Below are 23,050 nucleotides of genomic sequence, written 5' to 3' on the forward strand. Positions count from 1 at the left end.
AACAAGAAAAGGGCATCCGAATAAACATCAAGATCATATTGGTCCGTGATAATACCTGCTAGTCCGTCAATGCCACGACGCATATCCGTTTTACCACATACAATGTAAATATGTTTTACTTTGGTATAATCAATGATCATAGAGATTAAGCTCTTTTAGGACCGTGTACAAAATATACTTGTCACAGCCGTTATAGAAAATTAAATCCATCTCACCGCGTTTTACTCGCAAGGCAATTTTAGGTTTAATTGAATGTGATTTTCCAGACGTCTGTTGCTTTACCTGATCCGATTTGATGTTCACTGGAACGATATCCTGAATTTTAGCCAAAATGAAACCTCCAATTATTCTTTAGTGTCTTAAGAATAACCGGAGGTTAACTATTTAGGAATATACCTGATTACTTCCCGCTTACGCATGAAGTGCTATAGAAGCAATGCTTATAATAGATGTGGCCAGCTAATTAAAGTAGATATTATATAACATAGAATAGTATTGTTGGTGGAATTCTAAATTGAGAGAAACATTTTTTTAAAATTTATCTTGTTTATATTAGAATATGATGATAAAATTATTATGTAGTTTAATAATGTTACTCATTGAGGGGGCAAATCTATGGATTTGGAAAAATTAAAGAAACCGGCTTTGTTATTAGGGACAACTGTTCTATTAGCCGCTTGTGGTAATGGTGGTAACGATGGCGGTGGTAATGGTGGTAATGGCGATGGTGATTCAGCTGACGGGGCAGAAGTAATCAAATTACCTGCTGGAGCAGAATTACCAACAATGGATTCTACACTAGTTACAGATACTGAAGGATTCAATGCATTACAATCAGTAACTGAAGGTCTTTACCGTCAATCTGAAGATGGAGCTGGCTTTGATGCAGCTTTAGCTGAAGGTGAACCAGAAGTTTCAGAAGATGGTAAAACGTTGACGTTTACATTAAAAGATGTGAAATGGTCAAATGGTGATCCATTGACAGCTAACGATTTTGTTTATTCATGGCGTCGCTTAGTTGATCCTGCAACAGCAGCTTCGTATAACTATTTAGCAGCTGGCGTTATCAAAAATGCAAGTGAAATTATCAATGGTGAAGCTGATCCTTCTGAATTAGGTGTTGAAGCTGTTGACAATCATACATTAAAAGTAGAATTAGAATCTAATGTGCCATATTTAAATAGTTTATTCGCAATGGCACCATTCTATCCGTTAAACGAAAAGTTTGTAACTGAAAAAGGTGATGACTACGCTACTAACAGCGACAACCTCCTTTATATCGGACCATATACTTTAGAGGATTGGGATGGAACTGGACTTTCTTGGAAATATATTAAAAACCCTGATTACTGGGATGCAGACGCTGTTAAAACAGACGAAATTGATATCCAAGTTATTAAGGAAACATCAACTGGTTTAAACTTATATGAAACAGGGGAACTTGATCGTTTAGCTCTGACAGGAGATTATATAGCTCAAAAAGTAGACGATCCTGATCTTGTAAAAGTTCCAACTTCTTCATTATTCTACTTGAAATATAATGTTGAAAAAGAAGCTTTAGCAAACGTTAATATTAGAAAAGCTTTATCAGCAGCAGTGGATAGACAAGCATACGTAGACCGTGTACTTCAAAATGGGTCTCAAGTGGCAGTTGGTTTAGTACCAGCGGACTTAGCAGCTAATCCTTCTACCAAAGAAGACTTTAGAGCTGAGAGTGGTGAGCTATCAACATTTGATGTTGACGCTGCTAAAGAATACTGGGAAAAAGGATTGGATGAACTTGGTGTTGATTCATTGACATTAGACTTCCTTTCAGATGATAGTGAAAATGCGAAAACATCTTCAGAATTTATTCAAGCCCAATTACAAGAGAATTTACCTGGTTTAACAGTTACTCTTACAAATGTACCATTCAAAAATAGATTACAAAAAGATGATAGTGGAGACTATGATATACAATTAGCTGGTTGGAGTGCTGACTTTGCAGATCCTATCAACTACTTAGAACTATTTGAATCTACTAATGGTAATAACTCAACTGGTTACAGTAATCCAGATTACGATAAGTTAATCCAATCTGCTCGTGCTGAAACGGAAGACTTAGATAAACGTTGGTCAGAATTATTAGAAGCTGAAAAATTGTTGCTCGATGATGGAGCTATTGGTCCGTTGTATCAACGTTACGGCGCTGCATTACAAAGTCCTTCTTTGGAAAACTTTGTGACACACACTGTTGGTGCAGATTTTGATTACAAATGGGTTGTCAAAAATTCTAAATAAAACTGATTGAGGATGATATTAAAAATTCTGGACATTCAAAACGGTCAAGACTAGTTAAAGGTCTCGACCGTTTTGTTTAGTATTATGATTATTTTCGTAGCAGTGACTCCAGCTGGCTCTATTTAAATCGAGTAGAACTAAGCTGATTAACTATTAGAAATAGATTAGAATAAAGAAGATACTAAAAGGTTACTTAAACTTCAAAGGTATAATGTAGTATTAGACTCATTAAGGATATCAAAAAGAAAATTATTGTTAGACGTAAAGGGAATATATAGGCTTTTCCTACTGCTTGGCTAAGCTGCTTTCTTTTGATAGGAGTTGTTAAGTCATACTTGTGTGGCTGTAGCATCCGTTTAAGATATTCGACACTGTACATGAAAAAATCAAATGTACCGGCCTCAAATATTTTACCCCCTATGCCAAAAACACTAAAGAATGCTGCAATATACAAAGTGTAATCACTGGTACTCAAAAAACTAATCCGTTTTTCTGTCAACCATTGATAGATGAACACCAGAATAAGTAGTGAGATTGCCACAATAAAGATTTTATACTTTTTAACAAACGACATTGATTAAAGCTCTCCTTATAGGTTAGTTCTACTAATTGCTAGTGAGTATATAGCTTGCAATCAAGAACTAGTTATATTAATCACAGTACTATCTATTAGTCTGATGGTTAAACCTAGAAAAAACTATGGCTAAGCCATCAAATCTAACAGGACATCATTCTTAAAGAATGTAGTATATTCAATTTAGCCGAAGTATGATGTAAAAGCAATATCATTGTAATCTTTATTATTATTCTCATTGTTTTGACATTTTAGAAAAAATTGTTTATGATTTTCAAGGTAAGCATTTATGATTGAACAAAAAGTATTTAAATAGAAACTAGGGGGGGTTTTCTTGAAGGGATATTGGAAATATTTATCTAAACGTGTTTTTTACATGATCATCACATTATTTTTGATTGCGACGATCACTTTCTTTTTAATGAAGTTGTTACCCGGTTCGCCTTATGCGAATGAAGAAAAATTAACGGATGCGCAAATAGCATTAATGAATCAAAAGTATGGGTTAGATAAACCAGTGTTTGTACAGTATTTGATTTATCTAAAAGGGTTGCTTGTTTTTGATTTGGGACAGTCGTTCCAGTTTAATGCACCAGTTTCCAGATTGATTGGTTCTCGGATTGGTGTTTCGTTCCAAATAGGTATCCAAGCCATGATAGTAGGAACTATATTTGGTACTTTTCTAGGGATAATAGCTGCCATGAAACAAAATACGTGGGTTGATACTGTCGCAACATTTGTTGCTATTTTAGGACGGTCGATACCAAGTTTTGTATTCGCAGTGTTGTTGCAATTGTTATTTGGTGTTATTTTCCCAATATTACCGATTGCCTTATGGAATCAAGGGTTTGTTTCTTCAATCCTACCAACCATAGCACTTGCAATCTCACCTTTAGCAGATTCAGCCAGATTTGTGAGAACAGAGATGGTCGATGTGCTAAATAGTGATTATATTGAATTAGCTCGCGCAAAGGGGTTAAGTCGATGGGAAGTTGCTTATAAACATGGGATTAGAAATGCTATCATTCCTTTGGTAACAATTTTAGGACCAATGTTGGTTGGTTTAATGACTGGATCGATGGTTGTTGAAAATATATTTGCTTTACCAGGAATTGGAGAACAATTTGTTAAATCAATCATGCAAAATGACTATCCGACTATCATGGGTGTCACCATGTTATATTCATTCATGCTAGTTGTTGTCATATTAGTCGTTGATGTCTTATATGGATTGATTGATCCTAGAATCAGCCTTGCGGATGAAGGGAGTGCTGCATAATGGCAGAATCATTACAAACAAAGAAATTTGATCCGAAACTGTTTGAACCTGCATCTAAAAAGAAACTAGGCGATAAAGAAAAAATAGCTGCACCATCTCTTAGTTTTCTCCAAGACTCTTGGAGACGTTTAAAAAAGAATAAGGCAGCAGTGGTATGTTTAGTTTTGATTATCATCATGTGTATTTTAGCATTTGCTGCTCCTTGGATAGCGCCTTATAGTCCATATAAACAAAATGTTCAATGGGCTAACTTACCACCAAAAATCCCTGGTATTAGTATTCCAGGCCTAAATGGTTTTCGTAAGGGTGCTGATGTATATGCTACCGCACAAGTCCCTGAAAGTACTTATTTCTATCTTGGGACAGACGGTTTAGGTCGTGACTTACTTTCTCGCATCCTATACGGAACCAGAATCTCCTTGATTATTGCTTTTTCTGCCGCGTTGTTTAATCTGACAATCGGTATTATCTACGGAATAACATCTGCGTGGTTCGGCGGTCGTATCGATAACGTGATGCAACGGATTATTGAAATCCTTTCAGGGGTGCCAAACTTAGTTGTACTCGTTTTAATGCTAATGGTCTTCAAACCAGGTGTTGGTTCGATCATTCTAGCCTTAGCATTTACTGAATGGCTTTCAATGGCAAGAGTTGTCAGGGCACAAACCTTAAAACTCAAATCTCAAGAGTATGTCTTAGCTGCACAAGCATTAGGAGAGTCATTTTGGAAGATTGCAACCAAACATTTGATTCCTAACTTAGCGGGTGTCATCATTATTCAAACGATGTTTTCAATCCCCGCAGCCATTTTCTTTGAAGCATTCTTAAGCTTTATCGGAATTGGAATTCCAGCACCAGGTGCATCCTTAGGTACTTTGATCAATGATGGTTACAAGACCTTTCGCTTCTTACCACATTTGATGTGGTATCCAGCTGGCGTGATGTGTGTCATCATGATTAGTTTCAACCTCTTAGCTGATGGTTTAAGAGATGCTCTAGATCCACGAATGAAAGATTAGAAGGGATAATTGTTATGGCAGCAGAGAAAATACTTGAAGTAAAAGATTTGCACATTTCTTTTAACACGTTTGCCGGCAAGGTAAAAGCTATTAGAGGTGTAGACTTCTCATTGGAAAAAGGGGAAACTTTAGCAATTGTTGGAGAGTCTGGATCTGGTAAATCTGTCACCACTAGGGCAATTATGCGTTTATTAAGTGGAAATGCGGTTATAGAGCAAGGAGAGATTCTCTTCCAAGATAAGGATCTCTTGAAATTGTCTGACAAGCAAATGCGTTCTATTAGAGGGCATAATATCGCGATGATTTTCCAAGACCCAATGACTTCTCTAAACCCAACAACGAAAATTGGAAAGCAAATTGCTGAACCAATCCTTAAGCATCAAAAAGTTTCTAAAAAGGAAGCTTATAAAAGAGCAGAAGAATTATTAACATTAGTTGGTATTCCGAATGCACCAGAACGGATGAAGCAATATCCTCATCAATTCTCAGGAGGTCAACGTCAACGTATCGTAATTGCAATTGCATTAGGGTGTGATCCAGAAATATTGATTGCTGATGAACCAACAACTGCTCTGGATGTAACTATCCAAGCACAAATATTAGAATTAATGAAAGATATTCAAAAGAAAATAGAAACATCAATCATTTTTATCACTCATGATTTAGGTGTTGTTGCTAACGTAGCCGATAAAGTTGCTGTGATGTATGCTGGAAAAATAGTCGAATTTGGGACTGTTGATGAAATATTCTATAATCCTCAACATCCGTATACTTGGGGGCTTTTAGCCTCTATGCCAACACTAGAAACAGAAGGAGACTTATACGCTATTCCAGGTACACCTCCTGATTTATTAGATCCGCCAACTGGTGACGCTTTTGCACCTCGTAGTGAATATGCTTTAGAAATAGATACTGAAATAGAACCACCATTCTTTAAAGTTTCTGATACACATTATGCAGCTACTTGGTTGCTTCATCCCCAAGCTCCTAAAGTTACACCACCACCTGTGATTGTAAAAAGGCAAGAGGAGTTCAAATTGAAACAAGAGCGAAATGGAGGAACTGCCGATGGCCATTAATTATGATAATCCACTTGTTCAAATCAAGCATTTGAAGAAATATTTTAACGTTGGTAGCAAAAATGAAGTAAAAGCCGTTGATGACATTTCCTTTACAATTCATGAAGGAGAGACGTTTGGATTAGTTGGTGAATCTGGCTGTGGGAAGTCAACCACTGGTAGAGCAATCATCAAACTATATCATCCAACTGCTGGAGAAATAATTTTCGAGAATGAAAATATTGAAAGTGTGAAGCACAAAAATTTACTTGACTTTCATAAAGATGCACAAATGATTTTCCAAGATCCATATGCATCACTAAACCCGAGAATGAAAGTTCGAGACATTATTGCTGAGGGTATTGATATCCATCATTTAGCAAAAAATGATAAAGAACGGAATAATAGAGTCGATGAACTCTTAAAAACTGTGGGACTAAACCCAGACCATGCGACTCGGTATCCGCATGAGTTTTCTGGTGGTCAACGTCAACGTATTGGAATCGCAAGAGCGTTAGCTGTTGAACCAAAATTTATTGTATGTGATGAACCTATTTCAGCATTAGATGTTTCTATCCAAGCTCAAGTTGTCAATTTATTGAAAGATCTACAAAATAAGCATCATTTAACTTACCTTTTTATTGCCCATGACTTATCCATGGTTAAATACATTAGTGACCGAATCGGTGTTATGTACTATGGTAAATTAGTTGAGGTCGGAGATGCAGATGAAGTTTATAATCATCCGCTTCATCCTTATACTAAGAGTTTACTTTCTGCTGTGCCTTTACCGGATCCAGATTATGAAAGGACACGCAAACGTATCTCGTATCATGGAGATGGTAATTACGAAGGCTGTGAGATGCGTGAGATAACCCCTAATCACTTTGTTTACTGTACTGAGAAAGATGCACAGATCAATAAAGAAACCCGTGAGAGAGAAGAGAGTGAAGAAAAAGTCTCAATGCTATAGAATGATTTCATCGTTGAGATAGGTTTATGAACATTGAACTGGTATTTTCTGGTGCTTTTCTGATGCTTTTACTGAAGAAGAAGTTATAACTAGTATCACGTTATAACTTCTTTTTCGATGCACAATTTAGGATTCTACGTTAAATAGTGCTGTTTCAGATAAACTTCCTTATATCTTGAAGCTAAACACTCCATGAACAACCTCTTTTTAAATAGTAATTGGTCTAAAAGTCTGATAAAATAACAGTTAGGATATCATTAAATATTAGTGAGGATATTTATGGTTTATTAGCGACTTAGGTACTAATTAGACCATTTTATCGCATAAAGATAGTCTCATTTTATACTGTTACATTGTCATGTTATTGAGAGAAATTATGAAAGAAGGATAACTATGAATCCTATATTAAAATATGTTTCTGCATCGCCTATACGCGAAATTACTGATTGGTTTGATACTTTTGGTGATATAACACTTCTAACGATTGGTGAACCTGATATGGATACTCCTCGGCATATTGTGGATGCCTCTATAAGAGCTTTAGAAAATGGTGAGACACACTATTCAAATAGTAGGGGAGATAGTGAATTTCGTAGAGCATGTAGCGATTATATTAGAAGGACACAGGGACTAAACTATGACTATAAAAACGAGGTCTTGATTTCTATAGGTGTCACAGAAGGACTAGCAGCTACGCTGATGACTTTAACTCAAAAGAATGATGCTGTTATTGTGCCAGAACCTTATTATCCGGCGTATGAAACTATCTCAACTTTTGCAAACTTACAGTTTGTTACGATTAATACTGAGAAAACTAATTTGAGGTTAACTCCTGAGGCACTAAATGAAACACTAAAAAATACACCGAATGCTAAAGTCTTGATTTTAAACTACCCTTCAAATCCTACTGGAGTCAGTTATAATGCTTCTGATTTAGAAGCATTCAGCGAAATAATTAAAAACTATCCTGATTTAGTTGTTATTAGTGATGAAATATATAGCACCATAAATTATACAGACGAACCACATACTTCTTTTGCTAAATTTCTCCCAGAACGTACAGTGTTACTAAATGGCTTATCCAAATCTTTCGCAATGACTGGATGGCGTTTGGGCTATATAATGGCTCCACAAATGTATATCGATCAAATTTTCAAAGTCCATCAACTATTAGTTAATAATGCTACTCGTTTTGCTGAATTAGGTGGTGTTGAGGCTTTAGATAATGGAGATGAATCAGCAGAAGCAATAAAGAACGTATTTAATAGACGTCGAACTGTACTATTGGCTGAGTGCCAAAAATATGGTTTTGAGTACGTTGAACCAAATGGAGCCTTCTACTTGTTTCTTAAAATTCCAGATAATTTCAAACAGGCATCAGTCGATTTTTGTAAGGGAATAGCTGATCGTTATAAATTCGGATTTGTTCCTGGAGAATATTTTGGTAAATCTGGTGAGCGTTATATAAGGATAAGTTATGCTATTGATGAGGAGACTTTGAAACAGGCAATTCGTTCAATACATGATTTTGTTGACAATATGCTATAATAGAGGTAAGTAGCATATTGTGGAGATTTGAAGGGAGCGAATGCATTGGCAAAAAGAATTACTAAAACAATGCGCGAGACGGTTGAGACTGAACTAAGAAAGGGTACCAGTAAATCACGAATAGCTCATCTTTTAGATGTTCCTTATGATGAAGCAATAGACATCATTTCTAAAATTAAAGAATCGATTCGCCCCGAAGTTGGGGATGAGATTAGGTTTTTCTTTAGAGAGCAACAGATGGTAGGAAAAATTGAGAAACTTTTGACAAATTCTGCTGTTGTAAAAATTAATTGGGCTTTTTCTGAATCAATCATGCATGATATCTGTGAAGAACGGACGATAGTGAACTTTAAAGATATCGATGAGTTTGTTGTTATTTCAGAAGGGGAAGTCAAAGAGAAACTTACTGACGAATAACCAAAAAACGTTAACAATACTATAGAAATCAGTAGGGGGCGTTTATGATGGCTAAAGGTATCGTGAAGTGGTTTGATGATAAAAAGGGCTATGGTTTTATAACTGACGAAGCAAATGAGCATGATTTTTTTGTCCATTTTACTGGTATTAATACTGATGGGTTTAAGACATTGAAAAATGGGCAACAAGTGACTTTTGATTTGGTTGAGGGGGCAAAAGGCTTCCAAGCTACAAATGTTTTGGTGGTTGGTGTATAACAGTGATCAAACTTTTTTGTGATGCAGCTGTCTCCGGTAACCCTGGCCCCACTGCTGTTGGTTGGGTATGTTATGCTGATAAAAACCAGTTTCAAATGGGGAAAAATCTCAAAAATCAGTATTCTAATCATGAAGCGGAATTTATAAGTGTTTACGAAGCTTTAAAATGGGTAAGAAGTCATTGTGATAGTCATGATATTATTGCTGTATATAGTGATAGTAAAATAGTTGTTCAGGTTCTATCTAGGAGATTTTCACGAAATAAGATCTATAGTGACTATCTAAAACTGATCAGCCCTTTACTTGATCAGTACACCTTATCCTTAGTTGAGTGGGTTCCTGAAAGTCAAAATAAAAAAGCTGATCAGTTAGCAAAGAGTTATCTCAGAACTTAATCATGAGCGCATGGAGAGTCAAAGGTGAATTATTTTATATAGGCTAGTTATCTATTACTATAATAAACGGATGATAAATCAGAAAAAGTGGACCAAAAAATGGTCCACTTTTATTTTTTTAGGAGATGCTTTATCCTAATCTGTTTTTTCCAAAATTTGAGTCTCTTTTTCCGCCATGAATCAAAATGCGAACGAACTAGTAATTGATTATCGAATAGGCTTGCTTTTACTGCTAAGGCTTCAGATATAAAATATTTAACTTTGTGCCACTGATTTGTTATAAAATACATTAAAAAAAGGTCGTCTTCCAACAAATAATCAAATAATTGATAGGCAATCATATCTGCCCAAAGCCATTTTTTCAGTTCCAACTCATCGTAACTCTGGTTTGTAGAGATAAATTGTCTATAAGTATAGCATTTAAACTCATTATAAGTCTCCAAACCCGTAAACTCATGTCTTAATAAAGGTAAGTAGGAGTGTATGAGAATCAAATAGATGTAATGTGTAGGTTTAAATTGATCTGGTAAAAGAGTTGAGAAAGATAATTTAGGATAGGATAAGTAAGAATATTCATATGAAATTGGTAAATTAAGAGCCAACAATATTTCTATAATCTCCCATTTAGGAGGTAAAGCAATTAGTGTTACGGGAGACGTATGAAAAATGTTCGGCATCCGACGTTCTGTCCTAAGACATTGAGGCAGAAAATGAGAGAATCCCTCAGGAAGACGGTATTGAGAGATGGATTCTACGTCGGAATCTACCTGTTTCAATTTGTTTATATTTCTCGATTTATGTGGGAAATAATGGCTGATGAATGAGTAATCAACCTTTGTATCATGATCCGTATAGCTTTTCTCTATCTCTAAAAAATGGAGCAAATCAATTGAAATATCTTGCCACTGCAGCATAGATATAAAGTCAATCAGATATTCCCCATGTTTAAATTTATCTGCTCTTTCTGTCGGAGCATAACGCAGTAAAAATGCGTTGTATTGCCACTTAGAAAGTGGGTTTGATAGGGGAGTTTGCACGATATCAATCCTTCATTTATGATGAAGTGCTTAAAAAGCACATCATTCTTTCTTTTTTGACCAATATTGATAATAGTCGACCTTGATAGCACCATTGTATAGTTTTCGTTTTCGAGTTGCTTTACTTCCAAAATGTAATTCAAATTGCTCGTCGCTCGTCAAGATATACTTGCTAAATCCTGTTAGCGGGGCAAATACAGAACCCATTGTTTGGTAGATTCCAACAATGTCATCTTTGTTGTTTAGCCTGTCACCATATGGTGGATTAGTCACTATAGTACCTGTTTCTAGATTCGTTTTGAAATCTTTGATAGCTTGTTGCTTAAAGGTGATTTGATGTAGAACGCCCGCTTCTTCAGCATTTCTCTTTGCAATTTCAATCATATGACCATCGATATCTGACGCATAAATGTTTAATTGGATATCATAATCGATTTTTTCTTCAGCAGTTGCTCTGACTCTATCCCAAATCTCAGTTGGAAAATATAACCATTTTTCACTGATAAAAGAGCGATTGAAACCAGGTGGTGTGTTTTGCCCAATTAAAGCTGCTTCGATTGGTATAGTTCCGGACCCACAAAATGGATCTATAAAAGGTTTATCACTATGCCAATTAGTTAATAAAATAAGTGCAGCAGCCATGTTTTCTTTCAAAGGTGCTGTTCCTTTATCAACACGATATCCTCTTTTGAATAAACTACTACCAGTTGTATCGATAGAAATTTGCACTTGATTCTTTCGTATCGCAACTTCAATAGGGTATAAGGCGCCGGTTTCAGGAAGTTGATTGTGTCTATGGTAAACATCTTGAAGCTTTTTAGCAATTGCTTTTTTAACGATAGCTTGGCAATCAGGAACGCTGAATAATTTTGATTTTAGTGATTTTCCTGAGACAGGGAAATTGGCATCAACTGGCAATAATTTATCCCAAGGTAGTGCATACGTCTGATCAAATAATTCTGAGAAAGTGAGAGCTTTGAATTCTCCGTATACAATTTTGATGCGATCTGCCGTTCGTAACCAAAGATTCGTAGTGGCGATGTCGTCCCATGATCCATTGAAAAAAACTTTACCATTGTCAACTATAGTATTATATCCAAGGTCTTGTAGTTCTCTTTTAACGAGTGTTTCGATACCGCTTGCGGCCGTTGCTAGTAGCTTAAAGCTTGGTTTTGCATCTATGGGCATGTATTTATTCTCCTTAATTTTGAAACATCAGTTAATACAGATTTGCGGGAAAAGGGTTACTAATACTTATTATCATAACCCATATCCAATGATATTGAAATATACGATATGGCACCATCTGAAAGTCAGGTTTTTAAAAGTCAAATTTAAAAAAATAGACGAGACTAAATCTCGTCTATCAGTCCTGTTAATAAATTTCGATAAGCCATGTTCTGTCACCACCTTAACCAGGATTAAGATGGTGGGTAATCATCTGTCTACAATTAATTGTCTCTTTCACGCGTTTAATTCCGCTAAAAAAGTGCCCCTACCATTATGTTTGGGTTGCTCGCTCGAGGGGTTTACCGCGTTCCATCAATTTCATTTCTAAAACTGCTTCGTCACTGTGGCACTTTCAAGAATACTTTGACATAGGTTTCCCCTTAGTCATTTTTTCTGCCGTTATTGGAAAAAACCAATACCTCAGCTTATGATTTCGCTGAGCACGAACACTACAAGCATCGCAGCTTGTGCGAGCATGGACTTTCCTCACCAGCTAAAAAGCTAGCGTAATTACCTGAAATTTATTAGTTGATTCTAGGGAATAGGGTAAATCAGATCAACGAATAATCGTTTTGCTATAAGAAAAACTCACTAATAGAGAACGTCACTAAATAGAGATTTTCACTAATAGGGAAATCAAAGCAATAAGTTATCGCAATTATTGTTGATCTTCTTTTAATTTTGCATCGAAAACATGTTTTTCTAAATTCGAAAGTCGCTTCAAAATATCGAAGTTCGTTACACCCATTTGGGGTGACGTACTTCTTTGAGGCTCAGCTTGCGATTGTTTACGTGATAATTCTTCAACTCGAGCTCTTAAGCGTTCATTTTCGTTTTGTAGAAAAGCAATTTCCTTTTGAAAAGAATCATAGTCTCGAATCACGGTATCTAAGTACTCATCCACTTCTGAAACATTATATCCTCTAAAGGAATTTTTGAAATCTTTTTGTAAAATATCTTTTGTAGTTAATAGACGTTCAGACATAAATATACACCTCTTTGATTAGTCGAAGGGTCACTAGACCTAACAAGCATGTCGTTCATTTAACATCACCTTCAATAATACTAAATTCATTCTATCTTTTCAATGTTTGTGATGATTATTTAGCAAGGGTTTTTCGTAAGATTTGATATTCTTTATTAAAAAATCTTTATTATTGTCTTATTGGCTAAAGAATAATTTAGAACACTGCTAAAAATCACTTTTTTTGAATATCAGTAAAACTATATTATACTAATAGTCTAGAACTGTTTAAATCATCTATGATACGAGACTTTGATGATGTATACTAGTTGTCAATTTAGAGGGGAAGTTACATATGAGCGAGTGGTGGATTAAAATGACTGTTGCGACTAATCATTTAATGTCAGATACAGTTAGCGAGGTTTTACAAGAAATTGGTGTCGGTGGTGTCGAAATATCTGATCCAAAGGACTTGGATTTCTTGAAAGATCATCATCATGATTGGGCAGATGCATCGCGTAAAGAGCTTTTCAATTCTGATGAGGTTCTCGTTAGCACTTATATAGCAGAAGACGATTTTACAGCTGCCTTTAAAGAAAAACTGGTTAATAAATTAAACCTTGTTACACAGTTTTTCAATGCTCCGGCAAGTGATATTGAGGTATCATACACCAAGTTGAAGGATGAAGATTGGGTTAATGAATGGAAAGCCTATTACCAACCTGTTAGAATATCTCATTTTTTGACGATTGTACCAGAATGGATTGATTATAATAAGGAATCGGTTGAAGAAAAACTTATTTACCTGGATCCGGGTGTTCTTTTTGGTACAGGAACCCATGCTACAACGCGATTAGCCTTATTGGGACTTGAAACCTATTTACGCGCTGGAGATATAGTAGTTGATGTTGGTGCGGGGAGCGGAATATTAAGCATCGCTGCAGCTCTTTTTAATGCAAAAAAAGTATACAGTTATGATATTGATCCGAATGCTGAGCATGTTATTCTTCAAAATGCGCGAAAGAATCAAAATCATGACCGTATTCATGACCGTATTCATGTTGAAACAGCAAACTTATTAAGCCATTATCATGGCAAAGCATCTGTTATTGTTGCAAATATTTTAACCCCAATCTTGATGACTATGGCAGAGGATGCCTATAACAAGCTTATAAACAATGGTATTCTGATACTTTCTGGTATTTTAAAAAAGCAGAGAAAAGATATAGAAGATAGATATGTCAACGCTGGGTTTACGCTGGTTGATTATCGCGAAGACCAAGATTGGTGTTCCTTGGTATTTAAAAAAGTAATCTAAAAATTCTATAAAAGAGTTATAAAGGAGATAAAATGGTTCAACAATATTTTTACCCTAAAAGACTAAAAAGTAATGACAATATAGAATTAGGACAAGAAGATTCCTTTCACCTGATAAAAGTGATGCGAGCCGTTTCTGGAACGCCCATTGAGATTGTTAGTAGTGATGGGGAAAAATATGAAGCAAAAGTTAGAGAAGCAACGATTCCGACTCCTATTGACATTTTGAGTAAGGTAACTAAAAAATTTGAACTCCCCGTAAAAGTGACTATACTTTGTGGTCTTCCAAAACAAAATAAGGCCGACTTGATTACCCAAAAGGCAACTGAACTTGGTGCCCATCAGATTGGCTTTCTTGAAATGGATCGCAGTATTTCTAGTTGGGATCAAAAGAAAAGAAAGTCTAAAATAGAACGATTGCAAAAAATTGCTAAAGAAGCTGCAGAACAATCCCATAGAACAAGAGTTCCTAAGCTTATCTTTTTGGATGGTAATCAAGAAATTGATTTTAGTGATAATCTAGTGATAGTTTGTGATGAAGACATTGCAAAATCGAATCATCCTTTTTCTTTAAAGAAAACACTAGAGGAACATCCTAACAGCCATTCTATTTTAATGATATTCGGTCCTGAGGGCGGCTTAAGTGATGCAGAAAGACAGCTCTTAAAAGATAAAGGGGCTGTCTTTAGCAGTCTGGGGCCAAGGATTCTGAGATGTGAAACGGCACCATTATATGCTTTGAGCGTCATATCAGCCTTAACGGAGTTATAAATCGTTTGATTTAGACTAGCCAGATGATTTAAAAAAAAGGTATAATAAAGTACAAAACTCAATTAATAGTCATTTTATTGAATCGCCTAGGAGTGCAGATGTTGGTAATAATGATTATGATGAGGAGTACAATGCTAGTGATAAGGAGGCCCACATATGAGCACAGAGAAAAATGTAACGGCCGAACAAGTTTTTGAGATGTGTGCCACCTATTTGAATGAGGAGAGCGTTGATCTCATTAAGAAAGCCTATGAAGTAGCTAAAGAGGCCCACAAAGGACAAATGAGAAAATCCGGAGAGCCTTATATTATACATCCTATTCAGGTAGCCGGTATTTTAGCGAATTTACATTTAGATCGTGATACTGTAGTAACTGGATTTCTTCATGATGTTGTCGAAGATACGCCTTACACCTTGGAGGATATCAGCAGAATGTTTTCTCGACAGGTCGCACAATTAGTTGACGGCGTGACAAAATTAGGACGTATTGAGTATAAGTCAGATGAAGAGCAATTAGCCGAAAATCACCGTAAAATGTTGATTGCAATGGCCAAAGATCTCAGAGTTATTATGGTTAAATTAGCTGACAGATTGCATAATATCCGGACACTAAAACACCATCGGCCAGATAAGCAAAAGAAAATAGCTAAAGAAACGATTGAAATCTATGCACCATTGGCTGACCGTTTAGGGATGAATGTTATCAAGTGGGAATTAGAAGATACTTGTTTGAGATATTTAAAACCAAATGACTACTATAACATTGTTCATTTAATGGATAGTAAGCGAACTGAAAGGGAAGCCTATATTGATAAGACAATCGATGAAATTCGTACAGCAATTGCTGAACTTGAAGTAGATTGTTCCATTTATGGTCGACCAAAACACATATATTCGATTTACCGCAAAATGGTCAATCAACACAAAGATTTTTCTGAGATCTATGATTTATTGGCTATTAGAGTCCTAGTCAAGACTGTACGTGATTGTTATGCTGTCTTAGGGGTAATCCATACACAATGGAAGCCAATGCCTGGTCGATTTAAAGACTATATTGCCATGCCAAAATCTAATATGTATCAGTCCATTCATACTACGGTTATCGGCCCAGATGGCAAACCTGTTGAGATACAGATCAGAACAGAAGAGATGCATCGTGTTGCTGAATATGGGGTTGCGGCACATTGGGCTTATAAAGAAGGAAAAACCCAAAAAATTGAAACTGATCCCTTACAAAAGCAACTCAATTGGTTCAACGATATTATCGAGTTGCAAGATGAGTCGAATGATGCCTCAGATTTTATGGAAGGTGTCAAAGAGGATATTTTTAAGGATAAGGTCTATGTATTCACGCCTAAGGGTGATGTGTATGAATTACCAAAAGACGCAAGTCCCTTAGATTTTGCCTATCACATTCATACTGATGTCGGACATAAAACTGTAGGGGCAAAAGTAAATGGCAAGATTATTCCTTTAAATTATAAACTCCAAAACGGTGATATTGTAGAAGTGTTAACTAATCCCAATTCTAACGGTCCGTCTTATGATTGGTTAAATCTTGTATCGACCCGAAAAGCAAAAAACAAAATTAAACGATTTTTCAAGCTGAAAGAACGAGACCATTATATTGAGAAAGCACAGAACCAAATTGCTGAGCAACTGAAAGAAATGGATATCAATCCAAAAGAAGTGATGACAAAATCAAATTTACGAGAAGCTGCGTCACGTTATAATTTTTCAAATGAAGAAGATTTATTGACTGCTGTGGGTTTTGGTGAACTATCGGTTGCCTCTTTAGTGAATAAAATTACTGAAAAAATTAGAGAAGAACGCAAGAAGCATCATGTTGAACCTATTACACTAGAAAAAGAAACTACCACTAAAGAAGCACCAAAAGAAACTAAGCAAAAGATGACTGTCAAACACTCAAATGGAGCGGTCGTTGAGGGTGTAGATAATTTGTTGATTAGGCTTAGTCGATGCTGTAATCCTCTTCCAGGCGACAAAATAGTTGGGTATATTACCAAAGGTCGCGGTATATCAGTCCATAGGGCAGACTGTCCAAACGTTCAGTTGCCTAAAGAACACCAAGGCCGATTGATCGAGATGGAATGGGAAGATACTTCTCAACTAAAAGAGGCATATGATACCGAATTGGTTGTCAGAGGCTATAATCGTAACGGCCTCTTAAATGAAATTTTGAATGTTATCAATAGTACAACAAAAAGTTTGAATGGCGTCAATGGTAAAGTAGATAAGAATCAGATGGCCGAGATCACAGTGAATCTTCGTGTCGAGAACGTAACGCAATTAAATAAAATTGTGGATAAGATTAACAATATTCCTGATGTTTATTCGGTTCAACGTATTATTTCATAGCTTAGGGTTATGAGTTAATAATTTTTAAGTTGGAACGGTTAGTACTAAATGATTGATGCTACATTTTAAATCAACAGATGAAAGAGTTTTTTAAAAGGAGTATTTGATGCGCGTTGTATTACAAAAGGTAAAAAAAGCAGAAGTCTCAGTTGATGGGACACTGATTTCAGCCATCGATAGAGGATTATTACTATTAGTTGGCGTGGAAGAAAACGATGAGCGCGAAGACTTAATTTATTGTGCTAACAAAATCGCTAAAATGAGGATTTTTGAAGACGAAGATGACAAGATGAATCTTTCTATTTCTGACTGTAATGGTCGTGTTCTTTCTGTGTCACAATTCACCTTGATGGCAGATACAAAAAAGGGTAATAGACCTAGTTTTACTAGAGCTGCAAGACCTGATAAGGCACTTTCTTATTTTGAACAATTCAACACATTACTCGAAGAACGCCTACATTTTCCAATCAAGACAGGTCTTTTTGGGGCACATATGCAAGTGAAACTCGTAAATGATGGGCCTGTGACTATCATAGTAGACTCTCACAACAAATAGTTTAATAACATATAAATTCAAAAATTGACACCAATAAAAAGGAGCACTTGACTTTTCAACCAACGTGCTCCTTTTAGATTGTTTCATAATTATAATCAGATTGATTACGAATGATAATTGGCTATTTATCGAAGTAATTTGTTAACCCTGAAACGATTTCTTTTGCAATTTTATCTGCAAATTTATCGGTCTGTATCGTTGTAACATCACTAGCATTATTCATGAAGCCTAGTTCAATCAATATGCTTGGTTGCGTGTTTTCACGAAGAACTAAATAATCACCAAATTTTATGCCATTATTTGGTAATAACGTGTCTTTTGTTAATTCATCATTGACAAAAGAAGCAAGTGTTTCGTCAAGGTCACTATAAAAGTAAGTGGTGCTACCAGAAAAGCCGTAGTTATATTCTGTAGTATCAAAGTGGAAACTAATAAAGGCATCAGCTTTGCTATCAGAACTCAGAGCTGCTCGATTTGCTAAACTTATATTTTCATCAGCAGATCGAGTCATAAGCACCTTAGCTCCAGTCTTCTTTAACGCCTTTTCAACTGCCAATCCAACTTTAAGTGTAAAATCCTTTTCATAGAAAGAAGTGTACTCAGATAAGGCGCCAGGATCTTCGCCACCGTGGCCTGGATCTATCACAATCGTAGCGTCTGCTAGTGAATCCACCTTCTTATAGTCAGTTTCTTGTTTAGCAAAGTTTGTTTCAACTACATCAGGCAAAATATATCCGGTCGTTTGGTCATCAATCTCTATTTTATAAAAATCTCCTTCATCGGAAAGAAATTTATATGCTTGATTCTTAGCAGCAGTGACTTGTACAGTGCTTTCTTTATTTGCCTCTGCATAAACAGGAGTATTATCAGCTTTAATGATTACTTTCTTATCCTGGCTTTCATTTCCTTCCCTATTATGATTTGAAATTTCTGTAGATGGTCCCTCTGATATAGTGACAAGGTCTTGAGAAACATAAGCCATACCTTCTTGGAAACGAATTCTTATCCAACCATTTGAAGATTCCACGACTTCAAATTTGTCGTTTTGGTAAGCAACTCCGAGCAATGTGCTCTCAACTGTTGGTTTATTCCTCACATTGGCATATTCGCTCGAAATGGTAGCTATTTGTATCGTTTTGGGTGTTGAATCCTGATTCAATGCCTCATTTGGGATCCAAACAAACTGTTGGTCAGCCGTCAAAACATGACTCCAATGCTCACCTTTACTGAGTACTACAACAGTATCGCTTGGTTTAAAAGTGTAATCTAGTTCAGCCGTCGTGTCCGGTTTCCCAAATGCTTGTACTTTTTTCACGATAGTCTCTTCGCTAGCAGTTGCTTTTGCCATTCCTGAAAAAAGTAGGAATAAAGAAGTTAAGAAAAGAAACAATATACATAGGGTAATAGTAATGCGATTTTTTATAAGTAACAAAAGCCCTTCTTTCAAAAGGATGGCCTCCTAAGTTTTTGACTGTTTATCCCGTATAAGCTACATTATAACATGACACTCAACTGAATAATCTGTGATATCTGTTATTATTCTATTATATGTTGCTATCAAAAGAGAAAAAACCAAAAAATGTAACTTAATTGTAATAACAGCTGTTGACTTAAAGTGATAAATTAAGTATCCTTATGTGTGACTTGGGCTATAACTTGCCCGCGGTATGAGAAAAGTAGCAATGATTATACTGTTTTAGAGAAAGTAGACTCGGCTGAAATCTACTTCTGATAATCAAAGTGAAGACACTCGACCTATCATAATTAGCATGAAAAGTGCTACGGATCTGCCGTTATCGATGTAAGGAAGGTTAATTGGCCTTCAAAATAAGGTGGTACCACGATCCATTCGTCCTTAAGTTCATGCGAACTTAAGGGCGAATTTTAGTTATAAGGAGTGAACAGAATGATTCAAAGGCCCAAAGGCACAACAGATCTATATGGGAGTACGTTAGACAAAATTAAATATGTTGAAGATTTAGTTCGTATCATTATGAATGATTATCGGTTTGAAGAGGTCAGAACACCTCTCTTTGAAAGTTATGACCTCTTCTCTAGGGGTGTGGGGACAGGAACCGATATTGTTAGCAAAGAGATGTATGATTTCTATGACAAAGGTGATCGTCATATTGCATTACGACCAGAAGGAACAGCTCCAATAGTTCGAGCTTATATAGAAAACAAATGGTATGGACCAGAGTTTCCGCAACCTTTAAAGCTATATTACATCTCACCAATGTTCCGTTATGAAAGACCTCAAGCAGGACGTAGTAGGGAGTTTCACCAAATTGGTGCAGAAGTTTTTGGAAACAATTCTCCGATCGTAGATGCAGAAACTATGGCACTTCTTATCGATCTTTTAAAAGAAATTGGACTAAAAAATCTTAGTTTAACTTTAAACTCACTTGGTAATCACGAAGATCGTGTAAAGTATAGAAAAGTTTTATTAGATTATTTGACGCCTCTTAAAGACAAATTGAGTGCTGATTCACAAAGACGTTTTGAAGAGAACCCACTTCGTGTGCTAGATAGTAAGGATAAAGCGGATAAAGAAGTGGTGAAAAATGCTCCAAGACTTCTAGATGTCATTAATGAAGACTCAAAGGAAAGGTTTAATGTTGTCCTAAATCTACTGGATCGGTTGCATATTCCATATACAATTGATCACTGTTTGGTTAGAGGGCTTGATTACTATCAAGAAACGATTTTTGAAGTTGTGTCGGATTCACCAGCCGTTGGTGCTAATACCACAATCTGTGGTGGAGGAAGATACAATAGTCTCGTTGAAGAATTAGGGGGACCAAAAACAAGTGCATTCGGATTTGGACTTGGAATTGAACGATTAATATTATTGATAGAGGCAGAAAATCTAACTCTTGACATCGACAATTCAGTTGACGTTTATATCGTAAAAGCTGACGATTCAGTTGGTACTTTTTCGTTTGAGCTAGCTCAACAAATCAGAAAGCAAGGGTACAGTGTTAATTATGCCTATGAAAAAAAATCAGTAAAATCGCAATTTAAGCAAGCATCTAAGCAAAATAGTGAATTAGTTATTGTTATAGGTGAAAGTGAACAAGCTACAGGTAAATTAACCATAAAGAACATGGCTAATGGAAAAGAGATTGAAAAGGACAAAGATTTAATCATGTCTGAATTTGATTCCATCTTTAATCAATTAACAATTGATTCATCTGCAATTGATGAATTTTTCGAATAAATCATAATGAGGAAGGTTTTTAAATAGTATGAGAATTAGAAGCATTTATAATGGTGAAGTCAGGGATGAACAAATTGGTCAGGAAATAACTGTTTATGGTTGGGTAAATAGTAGAAGAGACCATGGCGGTTTGATTTTCGTTGATTTAAGAGATAGAACAGGTCTATTACAGTTGGTATTTGATCCAAGTATCAATAAAGAATCTTTTGATGTGGCTGAAAATCTTCGTTCAGAGTTCGTGATTGGTGTGACAGGAGTTGTAAGAAATCGCGGAGAAGGATTAGAAAACCCTAAATTAGCGACTGGTACAGTTGAACTTGCAGTCCACGACATCACACTTTTCAATCGTAGTAAAACACCACCAATCTATATTGATGATCATGCTAAGATTGGCGATGAAGTACGTATGAAATATCGTTACTTAGACTTGAGAAGACCTTCAAAAATGAATAATCTTTTATTAAGATCTAAAGCAACACATTCTATCAGAAGATTTCTAGACCAAGAGGGCTTCATTGATATTGAAACACCATACTTAGCTAAATCTACTCCTGAAGGTGCAAGAGATTACCTTGTACCATCACGTGTACATGAAGGCGAATTCTATGCTCTACCACAATCACCACAATTGTTTAAGGAATTGTTGATGGCTTCAGGATTTGATCGTTACTACCAAGTAGTACGTTGCTTCAGAGATGAAGATCTAAGGGGAGATAGACAGCCTGAATTTTCACAAGTCGATTTGGAAACAAGCTTTTTACCTGCTGAAGAAATTCAACGTATAACTGAAGAACTTTTGAAACAAGTCTTATTAGATACATTGGGTATTGAAATTGAAACACCTTTTCCTCGAATGCCATATGATGAAGCCATTAGCCGATTTGGCAGTGATAAACCGGATACTAGATTTGGTCTAGAATTGATTGATGTTTCGGATGTCGTAGCTAAATCTGATTTGCAAGTCTTTAAGAAAGCCGAACAAGTCAAGGCTATCAATCTAAAGGGATTAGCTAGTGAGTACTCACGTAAAGATGCTGATAATTTAGCCAACTTTGTGGCTCGATATGGTGCTAAGGGGTTAGCTTGGCTCAAAGTGGATGGCGAAGATTTGAAGGGCCCTATTGCTAAGTTTCTAGTAGAAGAGAAAGAAGAGCTGAATGAACGTTTGGACGCAAAAGACGGAGATATTATCTTTTTCTGTGCGGACAAAAAAAGTGTTGTTGCAGATTCATTAGGAGCTTTACGAAACCATTTTGGGAAGAAACATCAGTTGATCGATCAATCCAAGTTTGATTTTCTGTGGATTGTAGATTGGCCAATGTTTGAATATAGCGAGGAAGAAAAACGTTATAAGGCTATGCACCACCCATTCACGCTCCCACAAGCTGATACCATCCAATATTTACAATCAGATTTATCAAAAGTTCGAGCTGAAGCATATGATATCGTATTAAACGGCTATGAACTTGGCGGTGGATCCTTACGTATTCATGAAAAAGAATTGCAGACGCAAGTATTGAAAGCTATAGGTCTTCCTCTGGAAAAGGCACAAGAACAATTTGGATTTTTATTAGATGCTATGGATTATGGTTTTCCTCCAGTAGGCGGTCTTGCACTAGGATTAGATCGTTTTATCATGTTACTAGCAGGAGAAGAAAATATTCGAGAAGTTATAGCTTTCTCCAAAAACAATCAAGCAATTGATGTCTTGTCAAATGCGCCAAGTGAAGTATCTCAAGTTCAACTTAATGAGCTAGGATTAAAAATAAAATAGAG

22 protein-coding genes and 1 other RNA gene are annotated in these 23,050 nt (G+C 36.0%); 15 read left to right on the forward strand and 8 right to left on the reverse strand.

Going from position 1 to position 23,050, the window contains the following annotated elements; translation table 11 throughout:
* Together tnpB and H541_RS11905 are read right to left on the reverse strand one after the other, a co-directional pair.
* A partial coding sequence (gene tnpB / locus H541_RS13835) for an IS66 family insertion sequence element accessory protein TnpB (RefSeq protein ID WP_022796629.1) occupies positions 1-140 on the reverse strand: 140 nt, incomplete at its 3' end.
* Positions 130-330, reverse strand: a complete 201-nt coding sequence (locus tag H541_RS11905; protein ID WP_022796630.1) for a hypothetical protein — start codon at positions 328-330, stop codon at positions 130-132. The genes tnpB and H541_RS11905, both read right to left, overlap by 11 nt.
* Before the next feature lie 285 nt (positions 331-615).
* Between H541_RS11905 and H541_RS0107100 the strand changes: the two genes are divergently transcribed.
* Positions 616-2,280: a peptide ABC transporter substrate-binding protein gene (locus tag H541_RS0107100; protein ID WP_022796631.1), complete on the forward strand. Its 1,665-nt coding sequence runs from the start codon at positions 616-618 to the stop codon at positions 2,278-2,280.
* 193 nt (positions 2,281-2,473) lie between these two features.
* On the opposite strand, the gene H541_RS0107105 is transcribed toward H541_RS0107100, so the two are convergent.
* The gene (locus H541_RS0107105; RefSeq protein ID WP_022796632.1) at positions 2,474-2,854 is read right to left on the reverse strand and encodes a hypothetical protein; all 381 of its coding nucleotides are present in this window, start codon (positions 2,852-2,854) and stop codon (positions 2,474-2,476) included.
* Positions 2,855-3,188: 334 nt separating this feature from the next.
* Here H541_RS0107105 and opp3b point away from each other — a divergent pair, with 334 nt between their 5' ends.
* The 8 genes from opp3b to H541_RS0107145 all read left to right on the forward strand — a co-directional run bounded on the left by opp3b (position 3,189) and on the right by H541_RS0107145 (position 9,800).
* Positions 3,189-4,133, forward strand: a complete 945-nt coding sequence (gene opp3b / locus H541_RS0107110; RefSeq protein WP_022796633.1) for an oligopeptide ABC transporter permease — start codon at positions 3,189-3,191, stop codon at positions 4,131-4,133.
* Positions 4,133-5,152, forward strand: coding sequence for an oligopeptide ABC transporter permease (gene opp3C / locus H541_RS0107115; RefSeq protein WP_022796634.1), 1,020 nt, complete (start codon positions 4,133-4,135; stop codon positions 5,150-5,152). The genes opp3b and opp3C overlap by 1 nt, the downstream gene beginning before the upstream one ends.
* 14 nt (positions 5,153-5,166) lie before the next feature.
* Entirely contained in the window at positions 5,167-6,231 is a 1,065-nt protein-coding gene (locus tag H541_RS0107120; RefSeq protein WP_022796635.1) for an ABC transporter ATP-binding protein, read from the forward strand.
* Positions 6,221-7,183: an ABC transporter ATP-binding protein gene (locus H541_RS0107125; RefSeq protein ID WP_022796636.1), complete on the forward strand. Its 963-nt coding sequence runs from the start codon at positions 6,221-6,223 to the stop codon at positions 7,181-7,183. The genes H541_RS0107120 and H541_RS0107125 overlap by 11 nt, the downstream gene beginning before the upstream one ends.
* 393 nt (positions 7,184-7,576) lie before the next feature.
* Positions 7,577-8,731, forward strand: a complete 1,155-nt coding sequence (locus H541_RS0107130) for an aminotransferase class I/II-fold pyridoxal phosphate-dependent enzyme (RefSeq protein ID WP_022796637.1) — start codon at positions 7,577-7,579, stop codon at positions 8,729-8,731.
* Between the two features lie 45 nt (positions 8,732-8,776).
* The gene (locus H541_RS11910) at positions 8,777-9,148 is read left to right on the forward strand and encodes a DUF2187 domain-containing protein (RefSeq protein WP_022796638.1); all 372 of its coding nucleotides are present in this window, start codon (positions 8,777-8,779) and stop codon (positions 9,146-9,148) included.
* A 47-nt stretch (positions 9,149-9,195) separates the two neighbouring features.
* Complete coding sequence (locus H541_RS0107140) at positions 9,196-9,405, forward strand: cold-shock protein (protein ID WP_022796639.1); 210 nt, start codon at positions 9,196-9,198, stop codon at positions 9,403-9,405.
* 2 nt (positions 9,406-9,407) lie between these two features.
* Entirely contained in the window at positions 9,408-9,800 is a 393-nt protein-coding gene (locus H541_RS0107145; RefSeq protein WP_022796640.1) for a ribonuclease HI family protein, read from the forward strand.
* Positions 9,801-9,910: 110 nt separating this feature from the next.
* Here H541_RS0107145 and H541_RS0107150 read toward each other — a convergent pair whose 3' ends face one another.
* The 4 genes from H541_RS0107150 to gpsB form a co-directional block, all read right to left on the reverse strand.
* A complete protein-coding gene (locus H541_RS0107150; RefSeq protein WP_022796641.1) occupies positions 9,911-10,837 on the reverse strand; it encodes a hypothetical protein in 927 nt (308 codons plus the stop codon).
* Between the two features lie 42 nt (positions 10,838-10,879).
* Positions 10,880-12,025 carry a THUMP domain-containing class I SAM-dependent RNA methyltransferase gene (locus H541_RS0107155; RefSeq protein WP_022796642.1) on the reverse strand — a complete coding sequence of 382 codons (1,146 nt, stop codon included), beginning with the start codon at positions 12,023-12,025 and terminating at the stop codon, positions 10,880-10,882.
* Between the two features lie 196 nt (positions 12,026-12,221).
* An RNA gene (gene rnpB, locus H541_RS12990) (RNase P RNA component class B) lies at positions 12,222-12,589 on the reverse strand.
* A gap of 136 nt (positions 12,590-12,725) precedes the next feature.
* Positions 12,726-13,052 (reverse strand): cell division regulator GpsB, encoded by a 327-nt coding sequence (gene gpsB / locus H541_RS0107160; protein ID WP_022796643.1) that lies wholly within the window; start codon positions 13,050-13,052, stop codon positions 12,726-12,728.
* A 334-nt stretch (positions 13,053-13,386) separates the two neighbouring features.
* Here gpsB and prmA point away from each other — a divergent pair, with 334 nt between their 5' ends.
* The 4 genes from prmA to dtd all read left to right on the forward strand — a co-directional run bounded on the left by prmA (position 13,387) and on the right by dtd (position 18,054).
* Entirely contained in the window at positions 13,387-14,349 is a 963-nt protein-coding gene (gene prmA / locus H541_RS0107165) for a 50S ribosomal protein L11 methyltransferase (protein WP_022796644.1), read from the forward strand.
* 32 nt (positions 14,350-14,381) lie between these two features.
* On the forward strand, positions 14,382-15,119 hold the full coding sequence (locus H541_RS0107170) for an RsmE family RNA methyltransferase (protein WP_022796645.1): 738 nt from the start codon (positions 14,382-14,384) through the stop codon (positions 15,117-15,119).
* A 156-nt stretch (positions 15,120-15,275) separates the two neighbouring features.
* Entirely contained in the window at positions 15,276-17,498 is a 2,223-nt protein-coding gene (locus H541_RS0107175; RefSeq protein ID WP_022796646.1) for a RelA/SpoT family protein, read from the forward strand.
* Between the two features lie 106 nt (positions 17,499-17,604).
* Positions 17,605-18,054, forward strand: coding sequence for a D-aminoacyl-tRNA deacylase (gene dtd, locus H541_RS0107180; protein ID WP_022796647.1), 450 nt, complete (start codon positions 17,605-17,607; stop codon positions 18,052-18,054).
* Between the two features lie 121 nt (positions 18,055-18,175).
* Here dtd and H541_RS0107185 read toward each other — a convergent pair whose 3' ends face one another.
* Positions 18,176-19,501 carry an N-acetylmuramoyl-L-alanine amidase family protein gene (locus H541_RS0107185; RefSeq protein WP_022796648.1) on the reverse strand — a complete coding sequence of 442 codons (1,326 nt, stop codon included), beginning with the start codon at positions 19,499-19,501 and terminating at the stop codon, positions 18,176-18,178.
* 459 nt (positions 19,502-19,960) lie between these two features.
* On the opposite strand from H541_RS0107185, the gene hisS reads away from it, so the two are divergent.
* The gene (gene hisS / locus H541_RS0107190) at positions 19,961-21,274 is read left to right on the forward strand and encodes a histidine--tRNA ligase (protein ID WP_022796649.1); all 1,314 of its coding nucleotides are present in this window, start codon (positions 19,961-19,963) and stop codon (positions 21,272-21,274) included.
* Positions 21,275-21,302: 28 nt separating this feature from the next.
* Positions 21,303-23,048 carry an aspartate--tRNA ligase gene (gene aspS, locus H541_RS0107195; protein ID WP_022796650.1) on the forward strand — a complete coding sequence of 582 codons (1,746 nt, stop codon included), beginning with the start codon at positions 21,303-21,305 and terminating at the stop codon, positions 23,046-23,048.
* Positions 23,049-23,050 lie beyond the last annotated feature (2 nt).

Source organism: Bavariicoccus seileri WCC 4188, from assembly GCF_000421665.1.
GTDB lineage: Bacteria > Bacillota > Bacilli > Lactobacillales > Aerococcaceae > Bavariicoccus > Bavariicoccus seileri.